This is a genomic window from Antiquaquibacter oligotrophicus (assembly GCF_020535405.1).
GTDB classification, from domain to species: domain Bacteria; phylum Actinomycetota; class Actinomycetes; order Actinomycetales; family Microbacteriaceae; genus Rhodoglobus; species Rhodoglobus oligotrophicus.
In genome coordinates, this window is sequence record NZ_CP085036.1 from 1,271,383 (window position 1) to 1,287,185 (window position 15,803).

The 15,803-nt window shown below is 66.6% G+C and carries 13 protein-coding genes; 7 read left to right on the plus strand and 6 right to left on the minus strand.

The window, feature by feature from the left end:
• Window positions 1–31 precede the first annotated feature (31 nt).
• Window positions 32–688 (minus strand): GntR family transcriptional regulator, encoded by a 657-nt coding sequence (locus LH407_RS06340; protein ID WP_322134831.1) that lies wholly within the window; start codon window positions 686–688, stop codon window positions 32–34.
• A 153-nt stretch (window positions 689–841) separates the two neighbouring features.
• On the opposite strand from LH407_RS06340, the gene LH407_RS06345 reads away from it, so the two are divergent.
• Window positions 842–1,537, plus strand: coding sequence for an alpha/beta fold hydrolase (locus LH407_RS06345; protein WP_322134830.1), 696 nt, complete (start codon window positions 842–844; stop codon window positions 1,535–1,537).
• Between the two features lie 26 nt (window positions 1,538–1,563).
• Window positions 1,564–2,211 (plus strand): trimeric intracellular cation channel family protein, encoded by a 648-nt coding sequence (locus tag LH407_RS06350; protein WP_322134829.1) that lies wholly within the window; start codon window positions 1,564–1,566, stop codon window positions 2,209–2,211.
• A gap of 7 nt (window positions 2,212–2,218) precedes the next feature.
• Here LH407_RS06350 and LH407_RS06355 read toward each other — a convergent pair whose 3' ends face one another.
• The gene (locus tag LH407_RS06355; protein WP_322134828.1) at window positions 2,219–2,701 is read right to left on the minus strand and encodes an ATP-dependent zinc protease family protein; all 483 of its coding nucleotides are present in this window, start codon (window positions 2,699–2,701) and stop codon (window positions 2,219–2,221) included.
• A 27-nt stretch (window positions 2,702–2,728) separates the two neighbouring features.
• Between LH407_RS06355 and LH407_RS06360 the strand changes: the two genes are divergently transcribed.
• Genes LH407_RS06360 through LH407_RS06370 form a run of 3 tightly spaced genes read left to right on the plus strand, consistent with a single transcriptional unit; the run spans window position 2,729 to window position 6,153 of the window.
• The gene (locus tag LH407_RS06360) at window positions 2,729–3,919 is read left to right on the plus strand and encodes a RimK family alpha-L-glutamate ligase (protein WP_322134827.1); all 1,191 of its coding nucleotides are present in this window, start codon (window positions 2,729–2,731) and stop codon (window positions 3,917–3,919) included.
• A 4-nt stretch (window positions 3,920–3,923) separates the two neighbouring features.
• Window positions 3,924–4,808 (plus strand): EamA family transporter, encoded by an 885-nt coding sequence (locus LH407_RS06365; RefSeq protein ID WP_322134826.1) that lies wholly within the window; start codon window positions 3,924–3,926, stop codon window positions 4,806–4,808.
• Window positions 4,809–4,860: 52 nt separating this feature from the next.
• On the plus strand, window positions 4,861–6,153 hold the full coding sequence (locus tag LH407_RS06370) for a hypothetical protein (RefSeq protein ID WP_322134825.1): 1,293 nt from the start codon (window positions 4,861–4,863) through the stop codon (window positions 6,151–6,153).
• Between the two features lie 8 nt (window positions 6,154–6,161).
• Here LH407_RS06370 and LH407_RS06375 read toward each other — a convergent pair whose 3' ends face one another.
• Window positions 6,162–7,211, minus strand: coding sequence for a lysylphosphatidylglycerol synthase transmembrane domain-containing protein (locus LH407_RS06375; RefSeq protein WP_322134824.1), 1,050 nt, complete (start codon window positions 7,209–7,211; stop codon window positions 6,162–6,164).
• Window positions 7,212–7,304: 93 nt separating this feature from the next.
• Between LH407_RS06375 and LH407_RS06380 the strand changes: the two genes are divergently transcribed.
• Both LH407_RS06380 and LH407_RS06385 read left to right on the plus strand, forming a co-directional pair.
• Entirely contained in the window at window positions 7,305–8,039 is a 735-nt protein-coding gene (locus LH407_RS06380) for a polyprenol monophosphomannose synthase (protein WP_322134823.1), read from the plus strand.
• A gap of 35 nt (window positions 8,040–8,074) precedes the next feature.
• Window positions 8,075–9,358, plus strand: coding sequence for a hypothetical protein (locus tag LH407_RS06385; protein WP_322134822.1), 1,284 nt, complete (start codon window positions 8,075–8,077; stop codon window positions 9,356–9,358).
• 12 nt (window positions 9,359–9,370) lie between these two features.
• On the opposite strand, the gene LH407_RS06390 is transcribed toward LH407_RS06385, so the two are convergent.
• The 3 genes from LH407_RS06390 to LH407_RS06400 form a co-directional block, all read right to left on the minus strand.
• Window positions 9,371–11,380 (minus strand): DEAD/DEAH box helicase, encoded by a 2,010-nt coding sequence (locus LH407_RS06390; protein WP_322134821.1) that lies wholly within the window; start codon window positions 11,378–11,380, stop codon window positions 9,371–9,373.
• 259 nt (window positions 11,381–11,639) lie between these two features.
• Window positions 11,640–12,107, minus strand: a complete 468-nt coding sequence (locus LH407_RS06395; protein WP_322134820.1) for an NUDIX hydrolase — start codon at window positions 12,105–12,107, stop codon at window positions 11,640–11,642.
• 9 nt (window positions 12,108–12,116) lie between these two features.
• Window positions 12,117–15,764, minus strand: a complete 3,648-nt coding sequence (locus LH407_RS06400; RefSeq protein WP_322134819.1) for an efflux RND transporter permease subunit — start codon at window positions 15,762–15,764, stop codon at window positions 12,117–12,119.
• Window positions 15,765–15,803: the final 39 nt, after the last annotated feature.

Sequence of the window (15,803 nt, forward strand, 5' to 3'; positions counted from 1 at the left end):
GCGACACTAGCGGACTGCGAATCCGCTTCGCTCACCGCCCTGCGTCGGGCTCCGCGTCGAGGCTGCGCCAGATGTTGTATGCCACGGTGGATGCCTCGTCCGCCCTGCCTTCGGCGATGAGGTCGATGAGCTCGTCGTGAACCTGAGCCGATGCGTCGCCGTGATCGATGAACCGTACGCGCTCGGAACGCCGGACGAGCGGGTCAAAATGCTCGATGACCGACTCGAGAGCCTTGTTGCCGAGCACGGCAACCGGTACGTGGTGGACTTCCTCGTCGGCGTCGAGGGCGGCGTTGATGTCGTTCGCAGCGACCGCCTTTCGGAAGCGCCCGTTGGCTACCCGCATTCGTTCGATGTCGCTCGCCGTCATCAACGGCGTTGCCTCCTGCACCGCGAGCGCATGCATGGCGCCGATGACGTCGCGTGCGTCACGCACGGCGTCGGAGTCGAGTTGGCTGACCGTTGTGGATCGCCCCGGGATGGCGACGACGAGTCCATTGGTGCCGAGGCGAAGGAGCGCTTCGCGAATGGGTGTGCGGCTGACGCCCAGCCATTCGGCCAGTTCTCCATCTTTGAGCTGCTCGCCGGGCGCGAATGTGCCGTCGACGATGGCATCGCGGAGTCGGCGGTAGACGTCGTCGCGGAGGAGCGAGCGCCCTACTGTCGCGGAACCTTCGGGGATCGGCATGCAATATGTTGCGCACATTTTCCACAGTCGTGCAACTCGGAATAAATTCGGTTGCGCTCGGTTGTTACATCCAATATGTTGCACATTAGAACCGATGAGATCGGCTCGGCAACGTCGCCAGGCGGGTATCCGCCGACAAGGAAAGGGAAGATCATGAGCAGCATCACCAACGTCGTACTGGTCCATGGAGCATTCGCCGACGGCTCCGGATGGCGCGGGGTCTACGACAACCTCACCGCACGGGGATTCCGCGTCTCGATCGTGCAGAACCCGCTCACGTCGTTCGCTGACGACGTTGCGGCAACCCGGCGTGTGCTCGACCGTCAGGACGGCCCGGCGATCCTCGTCGGTCACTCGTGGGGCGGCACCGTGGTCACCGAGGCCGGCCTTCACCCGAACGTCGCGGGCCTCGTCTACGTCTCCGCGCTCATCCCCGATTCTGGCGAGACCAGCGGACAGCAGTACGAGGGGTTCGCCCCGACACCCGAGTTCGTCATCGACGTCGCACCCGACGGCTTCGGCTTCTTGAATGACGCCAAGTTCAAGATCGGTTTCGCCGACGACCTGAGCGACGCGGATGCCGCGTTCCTTCGCGACAGTCAGGTGCCGGTCAACATGAGTGTGTTCGCCGAGCCCGTGACCGAGGCGGCGTGGCACACGAAGCCGAGCTGGGCTGTGATCGCCGAGGACGATAACGCGTTCGACCAGGCCATGCTCCAGCACATGGCGACCCGCGCTGGGGCGCAGATCACGACGGTCCCCGCGAGCCACGCGCTGTTCGTCTCGCAGGCCGAGACCGTCGCGAACGTGATCGCGACCGCCGCCGAGAACGCGCTCGTCAGCGCCTGACGCCACTCACCCCGCAGGAGGCCCGCATGCTCACCGAAACGTTCCAGATCCCACTCTGGATCGAACTGGTGGCTGCGGGCCTCGGTGGTGTTCAGGGTGCGCTCTTCGCCTCGCACCTCCGCGATCGGCGCATCGATGTGCTCGGTGTGATCGTGATCGGAATCATCGTGTCGTTGGGAGGCAGCCTCCTGCGCGACATCGTGCTCAATCAGCTTCCGGTCGTGATCTGGATGAACTGGTACCTGGTTGTGGCCGGGGCATCCGCCGTTCTCGGGATGCTCGTCGCCCCCCTTATCGAGCGAGCGGACTGGCCCATCACGGTGCTCGACGCCATCGTCATGGGTCTCTTCGGCGCGATCGCGGCGACCAAGGCACTGTCGCTGGGGGTGGGCATCGTGGGGTCGCTCGTTGTGGGAGTCATCGGGGCGATCGGCGGCGGGATGCTCCGCGACATTGTGTTGTCGCTCCCGATCTCGTTCCTGCACGTGGGCACCCTCTATGCGGTCGCCGCCGGCGCGGGCGTGGGAACACTGCTCCTGCTCGTCTCGCTAGGTGTGCCCGTGCCGATCGCGGGACTCGTGTGCGTTGCGGTAACCACCGTCGTGCGCATCCTGGCCGTCGTCTTCGACTGGCGCTTCCCCGAACAACGCTCCGCGCTGCGCAGCCCCGCCTGAGCAGCGATCAGACCTCGCGACCGCGGTTGCGGCGGCGGGTTGCCTTGGGGGCGCGCCCGCCCAAAAAGGAGCGACCGGATGCCACGACAAACCCTCGCCTCAGCGCCTCGCGACCGATGAGCATCCGAAACCCCATCTGGTCCCGATTGCTGAGCGTCACCTCGGCCTCGACCTCACGGCCCACGAGCACGACGGTCATGAGCACAACGAGCCGCTCCTGCACGTGACCCGAGGAGCTCCTCACCCGCCGCCGATCATGCACGGGACACTCGACGACAACCTCGTCTTCAGTGGACTCCTGCCACGGTCTCACCGTGAAACGAACCCAGTCGACACCGTCCCGCTCGAAAACCTTCTTTTTGTAGGCGTGCAGTGATGACGTTCGCGCACCGGTGTCGAGTTTTGCCTTGATCCACGGGATGCCCGCCTCCGGCAACTGCACCCATTCACGCCACCCCGCGAGGGTGTTTGAATGGGGTGTCTTACTCACCGCACCATCTTGACAGGACACCCCCACATGAAACTCGCGATCCTGTCGCGCGCGCCGCGCTCCTACTCGACCGCACGACTGCGTGCCGCTGCGGAACAACGCGGTCACGTCGTGCGGGTCCTCAATACGTTGCGGTTCGCCATCGACCTCTCCGGCCCCGATCCCGACCTGCAATACCGCGGCAAGCCGCTCAGCGATTACGACGCGATCCTCCCCCGCATCGGCAACTCGATCACCTACTTCGGTACCGCGGTGGTGCGCCAGTTCGAGCAGATGGACGTGTACACGCCGAACACCGCGAACGGCATCTCGAACGCGCGAGACAAGCTCCGGGCTACCCAGATCCTGTCGCGGCACAACATCGCGATGCCCGCGACAGCGTTCGTGCGCAATCGCGCCGACGTGAGACCTGCCATCGAGCAGGTCGGCGGTGCCCCCGTCGTCATCAAGCTCCTCGAGGGAACCCAGGGTATCGGCGTGATTCTCGCGCCCGAGGTGAAGGTCGCCGAAGCGATCATCGAGACCCTTCATTCGACGAACCAGAACGTGCTCATCCAGAGTTTCGTGAAGGAGAGCCGGGGCCGCGACATCCGAGCCCTCGTGGTGGGAGATCGAGTTGTCGCCGCCATGCGCCGCACAGCCAACGGCGACGAGTTCCGCTCCAACGTTCACCGTGGCGGTTCGGTCGAAGCCGTCGCACTGACTCCCGAGTTCGAGGCGGCGGCGGTGCGCTCCGCCCAGATCATGGGTTTGCGTGTTGCCGGCGTCGACATGCTCGAAGGCGCCGACGGACCTCTCGTCATGGAGGTGAACTCCTCGCCCGGCCTCGGCGGCATCGAGGCCGCGACACAACTGGATGTCGCGGGGGCGATCGTCGACTACATCGCGAACCAGGTGGCGTTCCCCGAAATCGACGTGCGCCAACGCTTGAGTGTGTCCACCGGCTACGGGGTGGCAGAACTCCTCGTCCACAACAACGGCGACTTCGTCGGGCAGACCCTCGGCGAATCGGGCCTGTGGGAGCGCGACATCACGGTGCTCACCGTGCACCGCGGGGCATCCGTCATCCCGAACCCGCGTAAGGGTGTTGTGCTCGAGGCGGGAGACCGCCTGCTGTGCTTCGGCAAGCTCGAGGAGATGCGCTCCATGATCCCGGAACGTCGTCGCCGTCGCGCGAAGGTGCGCAAGCTGCCACCCGAGGCGCTCCCCGCGGAGTGAGCGCATGATCACGGTTCTCGTCGGACTCGGGTCCGCTCTCGTTTACGGGGCCGCCGATTTTTTCGGTGGGCTCGCTGCGCGACGGATGAGCACGATCTTCGCCACCGCGGTGGCAGCGCTCGCCGGCCTCGGTGCCGCCGCCGTCATCGGCCTGCCCCTCGTCGGCGGAGCGTGGTCGACCGAAGCTGTGCTGCTCGGCATGCTCTCCGGCGTGCTCGGGGCCATCGCCCTCGCCCTGTTGTACGCGTGCCTCGCGATCGGGCCGATGAGCATCCTCTCCCCGCTGACCGCTGTGGTGAGCGCCATCGTCCCTCTCACCGTCGGCCTCGTCGGCGGGGACCGGCTCGGGCTTCTCGGGTACATCGCGCTGAGCCTGGCGCTCGTGGCCGTGGTACTCGTCGGCTTCACACCATCAGGCAACGGTGAACTCGTGCGTGGAGCAGTGCGCCCTTCGCTTCGCGGGGTGCTCATGGCGATCGGGTCGGGTGCGGCGATCGGCGCGTTCCTCGTCGTGATCGATCAGACCCCGGATGACTCGGGCATAGTGCCGCTCGTGCTCAATCGCGCGACGAGCTCCACGATCCTCTTCGCCGCTGTCGCCATTCTCGTGCTGACGGCATCTCGACGGGGCACCGGACGGGTGCTGAACGCCACGCGCGCCGGCGTGCTCCTCGCGGTCACGTGCGGGGTACTCGATGCCCTGGCGAACGCGGGCCTCCTGCTCGGCGTCCGCCTCGGGGAGCTCTCGGTGATCGCGGTGCTCACCGCTCTGTATCCGGCTGGCACGATCATCCTGGCGGCGGTTGTGCTGAAGGAGCGCATTGCGGTCCTCCAGTATGTGGGGTTGGCGTTGGCGATCCTCGCGGGGGCGATGCTCGCGCTCGGATAGCCCTTTGCCGCGTTGCCGGCCCGGCCGGGGGCACGCCGATATGCTGGCGACCGTGAAAACGCGACTCATCCTCGTCACCATCGTGGTGGTGGGAACCGTCGTCACACTTCTCCGCGTTCCGCTCTCCCACCTCGATACCGTGTGGGCGGAGGACGGGCAGATCTTTCTCCAGGAGCACCTCGACGAGTCGGCGTGGGCCGTTCTCGTCAAGGGGTATGCGGGGTACCAGCACCTCATTCCACGCATCGTTACTGCGCTCATCGTCTCCGTCGTCCCCATCGACGCGTTCGGGGTGGCCGTCTTCATCGCGTGCGCGATCCTCACGGGCGGTGTCGCCGCTGCCGTGTTCTGGCTGAGCCGCGACCTCGTGGAGTGGCTGCCCGCGCGCCTTGGTCTGGCCGGCATCACCCTCCTGCTTCCGCTCAGTGCGCAGGAGGTTGTCGGCAATCTCGCGGACTTCCACAGCTACTGCTTGTGGTTGACGCCGTGGCTTCTTCTCTACCGGCCGCGGAGCCTGGGTAGCGGCATCGGGTGGGGCATCGTGGCGTTCTTGTGCGCGATGACCGAGATTCAGTCGCTCCTCTTTGTTCCCCTTCTGATCCTCATGGTGCGCAGGCAGCATCGGTTCGCGTGGCCGATCGGCGCAGGCCTGCTGCTCGGACTTCTCGGCCAGATCGTCACATCCCTACTCCTGCCGCGGCCGAGCACGGCAGGGTGGCACGGAATGTCCTCGCTGCTTCTCGGCTACCTCTACAACACGGTGTTGCCCATGCTGAACCCGGACCCGGTGTGGCAGGCGAACATCCTCCTGTCCTCCGGCGCACTCGTTCCCGCGCTGGTGGTGCTTCCATTCGTCGCCGCGACGATCGTGGCTCTCGTGTGGGGAACGGGGCGCCAGCGCATTCTGGTGATCACCCTGGTGCTGGCGTCGGGGGCGGTGTACGCGGGCGGAGCCACCATCGACGGCGGCGGATATTTCGCGTACGCCCACCACCTCAACCTTGGCGGGTTCGACGGGCTTCAGAATTCTCGCTACGGCGTCGCATCCGGTTTTCTGCTCGCGGCGACCGTGCCGCTTGCCGCCACCATTCTCGTGCGACTGGGCGACGAACGCGGTGTCCGCTGGCCCCGGGCCGTGGCGTGGATCGCGCTCGTGGGGCTCATGGTGCAGTTCGCGCTCGCGAGCACACAGTCGGTGTCGAGCCGCGAGTCGGGGGTCACCTGGTCGGGCAACATCGCGGCAGCGCGCGCGGCGTGTGATTCTCTGCCGCCGGAGACCGTCATGGATATCGCCAACGCGCCCTACCGGCTCGTCAAAGTCACCTGCGCGGAGTTGATGCGCTGAAGCGCTCGCTAGTCCCTGGCGGGGTGCGGTCCGGTCGGTGGCTCATCCGCGGAATGCCAGTCGCCGAGCTGCGCATACTCGTTCGAGGCGACGTCCCGTGCGCGCAGGCTGCGACGCATGATCAGGACAACAATTACCGCGGCGCCAGCCAGCAGCAGATCACCAGCGGTGAACATCGCGCGCGACAACAGGCTCGCCGCCTGAGCATAGGCATCCGGAACGGAGACGGCGAGCATCACGAGGATGAGCACGAGTTCACGGATGCCCGCTCCCGACGGCAGGATCGGAGCGACCAGACTCGCGGTGAAGCCAAGGCTGATAGCGCCGCCGAGCATCAGGATTGTGATGAACGACCACGGCAGCACCTCGCCGACAAGGAGGTGCAGATGCACGCCGTAGAGCACGTAGGAGAGCAGCGACCATCCCATGGCGATCGCGATGGTTCCGTACCGCACGCGATGCTCGAGGGGCGGCCGGCGGAACACTTTGAGCGTGAGATTCGACAGCCACGTCATCACACGCGGATGCAGACACACGAGCCCTATGGGAAGCAGGAGGTACAACCACGCGAGCGCCGGTTGGTCCGCTGCGACGGACGGGATGACCGAGACTCCGAGGATGAGGGATGCCACCACCCCGATGCCCGCGGCGTACAGGGTGGTCACGAGCACTCGCGCGCGGGCGATCCCGTACTGGCGCCCGAGTTCCATCTGCATCACGTAGCCCCAGACCGAGCCGGGAACGTATTTTCCGAGTTGTCCGACGAGCATGATCTGCGAGCCGCGGGGCAGGGGCACGACGTGACCGAGGCCGTTGAGGATCGTCACCCAACTGAGCACATTGGCGACCATGCCGAGAAGCATCACCAGGAACGAGGCGACAACACCCCACACGGGGATGCGGGAGATCACGTCGGTGATCTGGGTCCACCGTTCGGCGAAGAAGGCGACAGCGAAGCCGATGACGACGGCGAGCGCGATGTAGCGAAGTGCAGTGAAGAGGTGAGCTCGCGTGCGGGAGACCGGCTTGTCCCCTGCATGCTCAGCGGCGTCCGTCACGATATTCCTCTCACCGGCGGCCCGCGCAAGTGCACCGACTCCGTCGACTACCCTAAGTGCAACTCGTTCATCTCTTGAAAGCTGACTCACATCGTGCCGACCACCCCTGCGCTGGTGATCATCCCGACATACAACGAGAGGGAGAGCATCGAGAGGATCCTTCCGCGTGTGCTCGCCACCGGGGTCGACATCCTGGTCGTGGATGACTCGAGCCCCGACGGCACGGGAGAGTACGTCGCATCCGTCGCGGAGTCAGAGCCGCGCATCCACTTGCTCACTCGCGCTGGCAAGCAGGGCCTCGGTCCCGCATATCTCGCAGGCTTCGCTTGGGGTCTTGAGCGGGAGTACGACGTTCTGTTCGAGCTCGACGCCGATGGGTCGCACCCACCCGAGGTCATCCCCACCATGCTCAGGGTTCTGGCGGACGACACCGCCGGTCGCGTCGGCGGGGTCATCGGCTCGCGATGGGTTGCGGGTGGTTCGGTCGTCAACTGGCCGGCGAGCCGCAAGTTCATCAGCCGCGGCGGTAGTTGGTACGCGCGTACGATGCTCGGCCTCTCCGTTCGGGATGTTACGGCTGGCTACCGCGCCTACCGCGCCGACGTGCTTCGGTCGCTTCCCCTCGCCGGCATCGAGTCCCACGGGTACTGCTTCCAGATCGACATGACGCGTCGAATCGCGAACGAGGGCTTCTCGCTCGTCGAGGTCCCGATCGAGTTTCGTGACCGCGAGTTCGGCGACTCGAAGATGAGCGGGGCGATCGTGCGCGAAGCGATGCTCAAGGTGACCGAGTGGGGCTTCCAGCGTCTCGTCGGCCGCCGCCCGTGAACCGAAGCGAATCCCGCTCGGGTTAGGGTCGAAGGGTGCGAACCCGACTCACACTTGTGGCGATCGTTGTCGCTGGCGCGGCGATTAGCCTCCTCCGCGTACCGACCAGCCACCTCGACACCGTATGGGCCGAAGACGGCGACGTCTTCCTTGCCGATGCCCTTCGCGAGTCCCCCTGGGGGCCCCTCTTCAAGGGTTACGCGGGCTATCAGCATCTGATCCCGCGCATCGTCGCGGCGATCCTTGTGAGCCTCGCGCCCCTCGAGGCCTACGGAATCGCCGTTTTTGTCGCGTGTGCACTCCTCACGGGCGCTGTCGCTGCAGCCGTCTACTGGCTGAGCCGTGATCTCGTTCCGTGGCAACCGGCGAGACTCACACTCGCCGGCATCACCATCCTGCTCCCGCTCGCGGGCCAGGAGGTGCTTGGCAACCTCGCCGACTTCCACAGCTACTGCCTGTGGCTCGCCCCCTGGATACTTCTCTACCGACCGCGCACCCTCGGCGGTGGACTCTGGTGGGGTTTCGTCGCGTTCCTGTGCGCCGCAACGGAAATCCAAACGCTCCTGTTTCTCCCGCTGCTTCTGTTCATGGTGCCCCGTCGGCACCGAAACAGCTGGCCCATCGGCATCGGACTGGCCGTCGGACTTGCGCTCCAGGTCGCCACGACCCTGCTCTTCCCCCGGCCGAGCACCGCCGGATGGCAGGGCCTCTCGTCGTTGTTGGTCGGCTACCTCTACAACGCGGTGCTTCCCCTCGCGAACACTGACGCGGGGTGGCAGGTCGCGGTGATCCTCGCGGGCGGGCCGCTGCTTCCCGCGCTCATCGCCGTCCCCTTCGCCGCTGCAACGGTGGTCGTGGTGGTGTGGGGCAACCGGATGCAGCGCGTTCTCGTCATCACGTTGGTGCTGGCATCCGGCGCAACCTACGCGGCCGCGGCGATCAACGACGGAAGCTACTACTTCCGTTACACCCACCACCTCAACGCGGACGGCTTCGAAGGCATCCTGACCGTGCGTTACGGTGTCGCGGCAGGACTGCTGCTCGCCGCGACGGTGCCTCTTGCCGCGGCCGTCGCCTACCGTCTCGCCCAGGCACGCGGCGTGGAGTGGCCCATCGTCACGTCGCGCGCCGTGTTGGCAGCACTCCTGACCCTCATGATCTTCTCCGGCTCGCAAGTGGATTCATCACGGGATTCGGGGGTCGCGTGGTCGACCAATGTCGACGAGGCCCGTGAAGAATGCGATGAGCGGGAACCGACCGAGGTCGGCATCACGATCGCGCCAGAGCGCGAGGTTGTCCTCGCGTGCTCGTTGCTCTGACGCGATCGCGGACTAGAGCGCTGCGAGGGTGTCGAGCAACTCGTCGCCGGGGGCGACGTGTGCCACGTCCGCCTCGATCTCCGCGCGACCGAGAAGCTCGTCCATCTTGCGACGACGCTTGTGCCCGACGAGCGTCACCACGGTGCCCTGCTTGCCCGCGCGTCCGGTACGTCCAGAGCGGTGGAGGTAGGTCTTGTACTCCTCCGGCGCGTCGGCCTGGATCACGAGAGAGATGTCGTCGACGTGGATGCCACGAGCCGCGACATCCGTCGCCACGAGCACGTTGACCCGGCCACTCGTGAGCAGCGACAGGTTGCGCGTGCGGCGCGACTGGTTGAGGTCACCGTGCAGGCTCGTCGCCGGGATGCCGGAGTCCTCGAGGTAGTCGCTGAGCTCCTCGGCGAAGGCGCGGGTGCGGGTGAACACGAGGGTCTTGCCCTCGCCGCCCGCGAGCTGCTCGATGATGGCCCGCTTGTCGCGCTGCTCGATGAGGAACACGCGGTGGTCGATCGTCGACGACGCCTGGTCCTCCCCAGCAACCTCGTGCACACTCGGCTCGACAAGGAACTCGTCGACGAGGGTGGCAACACCCTTGTCGAGGGTCGCCGAGAAGAGAAGCTTCTGGCCGCCGGGCTTGGTCTCGCGGAGGATGCGCTGCACGGGCTCGAGGAATCCGAGGTCGCACATGTGGTCGGCCTCGTCGAGAACCGTGATGAACACGTTGCTGAGGTCAAGGCGGCCCTGCTCGACGAGATCCTCGACGCGGCCGGGGGTGGCGATGACAATGTCGACGCCACGCTGCAGTGCTCCGACCTGCTTGTGCTGCGGAACCCCACCGACGATGGTCGTGGTGAAGAGTCCGACGCTACGAGCGATGGGCTGCACGGTGCGGTCGATCTGCTGGGCAAGCTCGCGGGTGGGCGCCAGGATGAGGGCGCGAGGCGCGCGACCCATCTTGCGGTCACGCCCGCCATTGTTCTCCATCAGTCGCTCCACGACGGGGGCGCCAAACGCGATGGTCTTGCCAGAGCCGGTCTTGCCGCGCCCGAGGACATCGCGACCGGAGAGTACAACGGGGATCGTCGCGGCCTGGATCGGGAAGGGCGCGGCCGCACCCATCTCGCCGAGCTGACGCACGATGTTGCCACCGAGGCCGAGGTCGGCGAAGGTCTTGCCATCGACGTCGCCAGCGGAGATGGCGGATGCTTCGAGGCGCTCGAGCACGACGTCATCCTGCGGCGTGAAGCTCTTCGTGTCGCGCTGCGGGTAGTAGGAGCTGTCGCGACGAGGTGCGCGGTCGTCGAACGAACGGCGGGGTGCGCGGTCGTCGAAGTTCCGACGCGGAGCGCGATCCTCGAAGTTGCGACGGGGGGCGCGGTCCTCAAAGTCGCGACGGGGGGCGCGGTCTTCAAAGTCGCGACGCGGCGCACGGTCGTCATAGGAGCGGCGCGGAGCCCGGTCCTCGAAGTCACGGCGCGGGGCACGGTCATCGAAGTTGCGACGCGGGGCACGGTCGTCGCCGTCACGACGGGGAGCACGGTCGTACGACCCGCGCTGCGGACGGTCACCGTATGCGGGACGGTCCCCGCGCTGCGGGCGGTCGCCGTAGGACGGGCGATCGGCGCGCTGCGGACGGTCGCCGTACGCGGGACGCTCGGAACGGTCACCGTAGGAGGGGCGGTCCGCGCGAGGGTTACGGTCGCCGTACGAAGGACGCTCGGTACGGTCGCCGTACGCCGGACGCTCGGTCCGGTCGCCGTACGCCGGGCGACCGCCACGGTCTCCATACGAGTCGCGCTGCTGACGCGCAGGCTTCTCGCGCGGAGTCCAGTCGGGACGGCGGTCCTCGCGTGCGGGCTTGCCGTTCGCGGGGCGATCGCCAGTGCGGGCGGCACGGTCATCCGCGGTCCACCGCTTCTTGGGAGCGGGGGCAGCATCGGGGCGGTAGCCGCGGTGCTTGGGGCTCCGCGAGCCGCTCTTGGGCGCGCCGGAGTTCTTCGCTGGCTTCTGGTACTGGGGCATGGTCATACTTTCCGGGTTTCTGTTATGCATGGCGGTGCGCAGCGGAGTAAACCGCGCGCCCTACTGAACCCGGGCAGTCTTTGACCGAGGCCGTCACATACGTGGTGATTGTCGATCAGCAGATGTGCTGTCGAACCGGCCCGCAAGACACACAAACCCTGTGGCGCGTGAAAGCGCCCGTCTTGAGCCGACCCGTCAACGTTACGCGATGGCGGGCGAGAACTCTAGAGGCATTCCAATCCGGGCGTGTTGCCGGTGCTCAACGCACGAAACGGGTGGTGCCGTCGAAGTCCACCGCACTGCGGATGCGCGCCACCATGTCGGGCGCCATATCGGGAAGGTTGTCGAGATCGAACCACGCGGCATCCGTGTTCTCGCCATCGGCCGGCCACGGTTCGCCCGACACGAAATCGCAGCGGAACGTCAGATCCACATACTGCGACACGTCGCCGTTGTCGTAGGTGACGGGAGGGATGACGTGCACCCACGTGAGCGCGTGTGCCCGCACCACGACACCCGCCTCCTCGAGCGTCTCCCGCTCGGCTGCGACCGCAGGCTCCTCGCCGGGGTCGACTATCCCCGTGACAGGAGTCCACGCGCCCGTGTCGGAACGACGGACGAGGAGCGTGCGTGATCCGTCCAGCACGACGGCGCTGACCCCCATGAGCCACAACGGGTCGTGGCCGATTTTGGCGCGAAGGGCGAGGACGAAATCGGGCGTTGGCACGTCGTGAGCCTAGTTGTCTTTCGAGGTGTCGCTCTCGTTCGCGGGCCGGGAGGAACTCCAGTCGTCGGGCATCGGCCACGCGGGGGGCGCGGGAGGCGCGGGAGGCACGGCGGGCTTCGGCTGAACCTGCTCGGGTACGGGGGGCGCGCTCGGCAGCGTGACCGGTCGGGTGACCGGTGCGCTCGGTGTCGGCTGCACGGAAGGCGCCGCCGCTGTGGGAGCAGGGGGCACCGCGGGCGCGGGGGCGACCGGAGGAGCCGGCGGAGCGGGCGCCACAGGAGGCACTGCCGGAGCGGGCGCCGCTACCGGAGCCGGCGGCATTACAGGAGGCACCGCGGGGGCCGGTGGGGCTGCGGGAGCCGGGGCCGTGACCGGCGCCGACCGCGGCGGCGCGAACGCAGGAATTGTGCCAACGGGAGCGGGAGCAGCAGTTGCGGGGGTGGTCGGCGCCTGCGAAGGTGGTGCCGCCTGCGGCACCGGTGCCGCTGCGTGGGCACCGCGTCGTGCTGCGGGTGCGGCATCCGGTACCGGTGCGGCGGCCGAGCCAGCAGAGGCCGGGCCAGCAGTGGGCGGGTCGGTGGGCGCGTTGCGGGCCGCGCGCTTGTCCGCACGGCGCTCGAAGAGGCGGTACACGAGGTAGTACAACACCGGCAGCACGATGAGGGTGAGGATCGTCGAGGAGGTCAGTCCTCCAATGACGATGATGCCGAGCGGCTGCGAGATGAAACCACCATGGCCGGTTATCCCCAGCGCGAGCGGGAGGAGGGCGAAGATCGTCGCCGCCGCGGTCATGAGGATGGGGCGGAGCCGTCGAGCCGAACCGTGGATGACGGCATCCTTCACCCGCATTCCGCGCTCGCGGTATTGGTTGATGAGATCGACGAGCACGATCGCGTTCGTCACAACGATTCCGATGAGCATGAGCACACCGATAATCGACGCGACACCGAGCGGGATGCCCGAGGCGAGCTGCAACAGGATCGCCCCCGTCGCCGCGAACGGCACCGAGCTGAGCAAGAGCACCGGCTGCAGCAGGCTCTTGAACGTGGCGACCATAACGACGTAGACGATGAGGATCGCGGCGAGAAGCGCGAGACCCAGCTGACCGAAGGCGTTCTGCTGGTCAGCGGTCACACCACCGACCTCGGCCGCCGTGCCCGCGGGCAGTTCGAGTGTGTCGAGTTCGGCGACGACGGCTGCGGATGCCGCACCGACGTCCTCCGTGGAGGGGGTCACCTCGACCGTCGCCGACCGTGCACCCTGCACCGCGGTAATGCTCGACGGACCGTCGGTTACCTCGACCGTGGCGAGATCGGAGAGCGGCACGAGCCCGAGCGCTGTCGGGATTGTGAAGTCGCGAAGCTCCTGCACCGTCAGCGGTGCCTCGTCGTTGACGATGTAGATCGAGAGGGTCTTCTCATCGATCACGACCGATCCCGACGGACTCGGGTTCATCGCCGCTGAGACGATTCCGCCGACGGCCAGCTCGCTCAGCCCCACCTCGGCGGCGGCATCACGGTCGACAGCGACCTCGATGAAGGGCTGCTCCGCCGAGAGGTTGCTCGTCGCCTGGGCGACCACGTCGAGGTCGGACATCGCGGCCTGCACCTGGTCAGCGGCGGCGCGAAGCTCGGACTCGGTCGTCGCCGTGATGTCGATGTCGATCGTGGACGAGCCGAAGCCGCCCTGCGATGCGGCGAGGGTGAGCTCCCCGGCATCCGTGATCTCATCGAGCCGCTCGCGCACGGTGTCCTGCAGTTCCGTCTGGTTGACGTCGGGGTCGGTGGTGATGGAGAACGTCGCACCGCTCGAGCCGGAGAACGCCGAGCGCAGGGTGTTGCCTCCGGAGCCGATCGACAGTTGCACGGTCTCGATGCCGTCGATGTCGAGGAGGGTGTCCTCGACCGTGGATGCCGCGGCATCCTGCTCCTCGAGGCTTGAACCCGCCGGCAGCTCCTGCCGCACGGTGATGGTGTTCTGACCGCTGTCACCCAGGAAGTTGGTCGGCAGCAGAGTGGCCGCGGCACCGGATGCGACGAGCACCAGCAACGAGAGAACAAGAACCATTACGCCCTTCCACGCGCGGGACAGGGTCCACCGAATGATCGGGAGGTAGGCGCGCTGCAGGCGGGTCGGCTTGTCGAGTTCATCCTCGGCATCGGCCACACTGGAGTGCTTCAGCTTCTTCGTGCCGAGGAACCAGTACGCGAGCACGGGAACGATCGTGAGCGAGACGAAGAGTGACGCGGCGAGCGCGAGGCTCGTGGTGATCGCGAAGGGGCGGAAGAGTTCGCCGGTGACGTCGCCCACGAGTCCCAGCGGCAGGAACACGGCGATCGTCGTGACCGTCGAGGCCGTGATCGCGCCGGCGACCTCGCGCACGGCTTCCAGGATCGCCGCCTTCTTCTCCTTGCCGAGAGCGAGGTGACGTTTGATGTTCTCGATGACGACGATCGAGTCGTCAACGACACGGCCGATGGAGATCGTGATGGCACCCAGGGTGAGGATGTTGAGCGAATAGCCGAGCGCGAACATCCCGATGAACGTGATGAGCACGGAGACGGGGATAGAGATCGCGGTTACCAGCGTCGAGCGGATCGACAACAGGAAAATGAGAATGACGACAACGGCGAAGGCGAGGCCCAGTAGACCCTCGGTGGCGAGCGCTTCGATGGACTGCTCGATGAAGGGCGCCTGGTCGAACACCACCGTGAATTCGGTGTTTCCGCCCACCGCCTCGGCAAGCGCCGGGAGGGCTTCGATGACCTGCTGGGAGACGGAGACGATGTTGCCGGTTGGCGCCTTCGACACCGAGATGGTGACCGCGGGTTCACCGTTGACGCGTGACACACCCGTGACGGGATCGTCGACGATCGCGACATCCGCCACGTCGCCGATGGTCGTCAGCCCTGTCGTCGCTCCGATGAGTGGTAGCGCCTCGATGTCTGCGGCGCTTTCGAGTCGGGTGCCGGCCTGCACGGTGAGGGTTTGGCCGTCCTCGGTGATCTGACCGGCCGGAAGCAAGAGTCCGTTCGAGTCGAGCGCCTCGGTGATGGCCTGACCGGTGAGACCGCGAGCGAAAAGCTCAGCCTGGTCGGGGGTGATCGTCACGCGTTGGGTGGTGGCACCGAGGAGTGTGACGTCGCTCACGCCGTCGAGCTTCTTGAGATCGGCGATGGCGGAGGCTTCGACCCTCGCCGCGAGCTCGATCGGGTCGAGGTCACTCGTGACGGCCAACTGCATGATGGGGAAGTCGGAGAAGCTGAACGTGAGCACCTGGGTGTCGACGTTGTCGGGCAACTGCGCGGAGATGCGGTTGATGGCCGACTGGATCTTCTGCTCGGCCGTCGCGATGTTGGTGCCGTACGTGAAGGACGCCGAAATCGTGGAGACATTGGCACTCGACGTCGAGGTCGTCGACTCGAGATCGGCGACGTTCTGGATGGCAGACTCGATCGGCCCCGAGACATCGTTGTCGACGACCGAGGGGCTCGCACCCGGGTACGTGCTCACGATGAACACCTGCGGGAGCGAGAGCGAAGGAATCAGCTCCTGCTTCAGTGTCGTGAGCGAGATACCGCCGAACACACCCACGACGATGGTGACGAGGGCGATGAGGGCGCGATTGCGCAGGCTGAAGACAGACAGAAGGTGCACACGAAATTATCGCCCGCGTCGAGCACTACTCGCATACTC

What these genes read in the sequence shown, in the direction of transcription:
- LH407_RS06365 (WP_322134826.1), top strand. Translation starts at nt 3,924, where the DNA reads ATGATCACGGTTCTCGTCGGACTCGGGTCCGCTCTCGTTTACGGGGCC.
- LH407_RS06360 (WP_322134827.1), top strand. Translation starts at nt 2,729, where the DNA reads ATGAAACTCGCGATCCTGTCGCGCGCGCCGCGCTCCTACTCGACCGCA.
- LH407_RS06390 (WP_322134821.1), bottom strand. Translation starts at nt 11,380, where the DNA reads ATGCCCCAGTACCAGAAGCCAGCGAAGAACTCCGGCGCGCCCAAGAGC.
- LH407_RS06340 (WP_322134831.1), bottom strand. Translation starts at nt 688, where the DNA reads ATGCCGATCCCCGAAGGTTCCGCGACAGTAGGGCGCTCGCTCCTCCGC.
- LH407_RS06350 (WP_322134829.1), top strand. Translation starts at nt 1,564, where the DNA reads ATGCTCACCGAAACGTTCCAGATCCCACTCTGGATCGAACTGGTGGCT.
- LH407_RS06345 (WP_322134830.1), top strand. Translation starts at nt 842, where the DNA reads ATGAGCAGCATCACCAACGTCGTACTGGTCCATGGAGCATTCGCCGAC.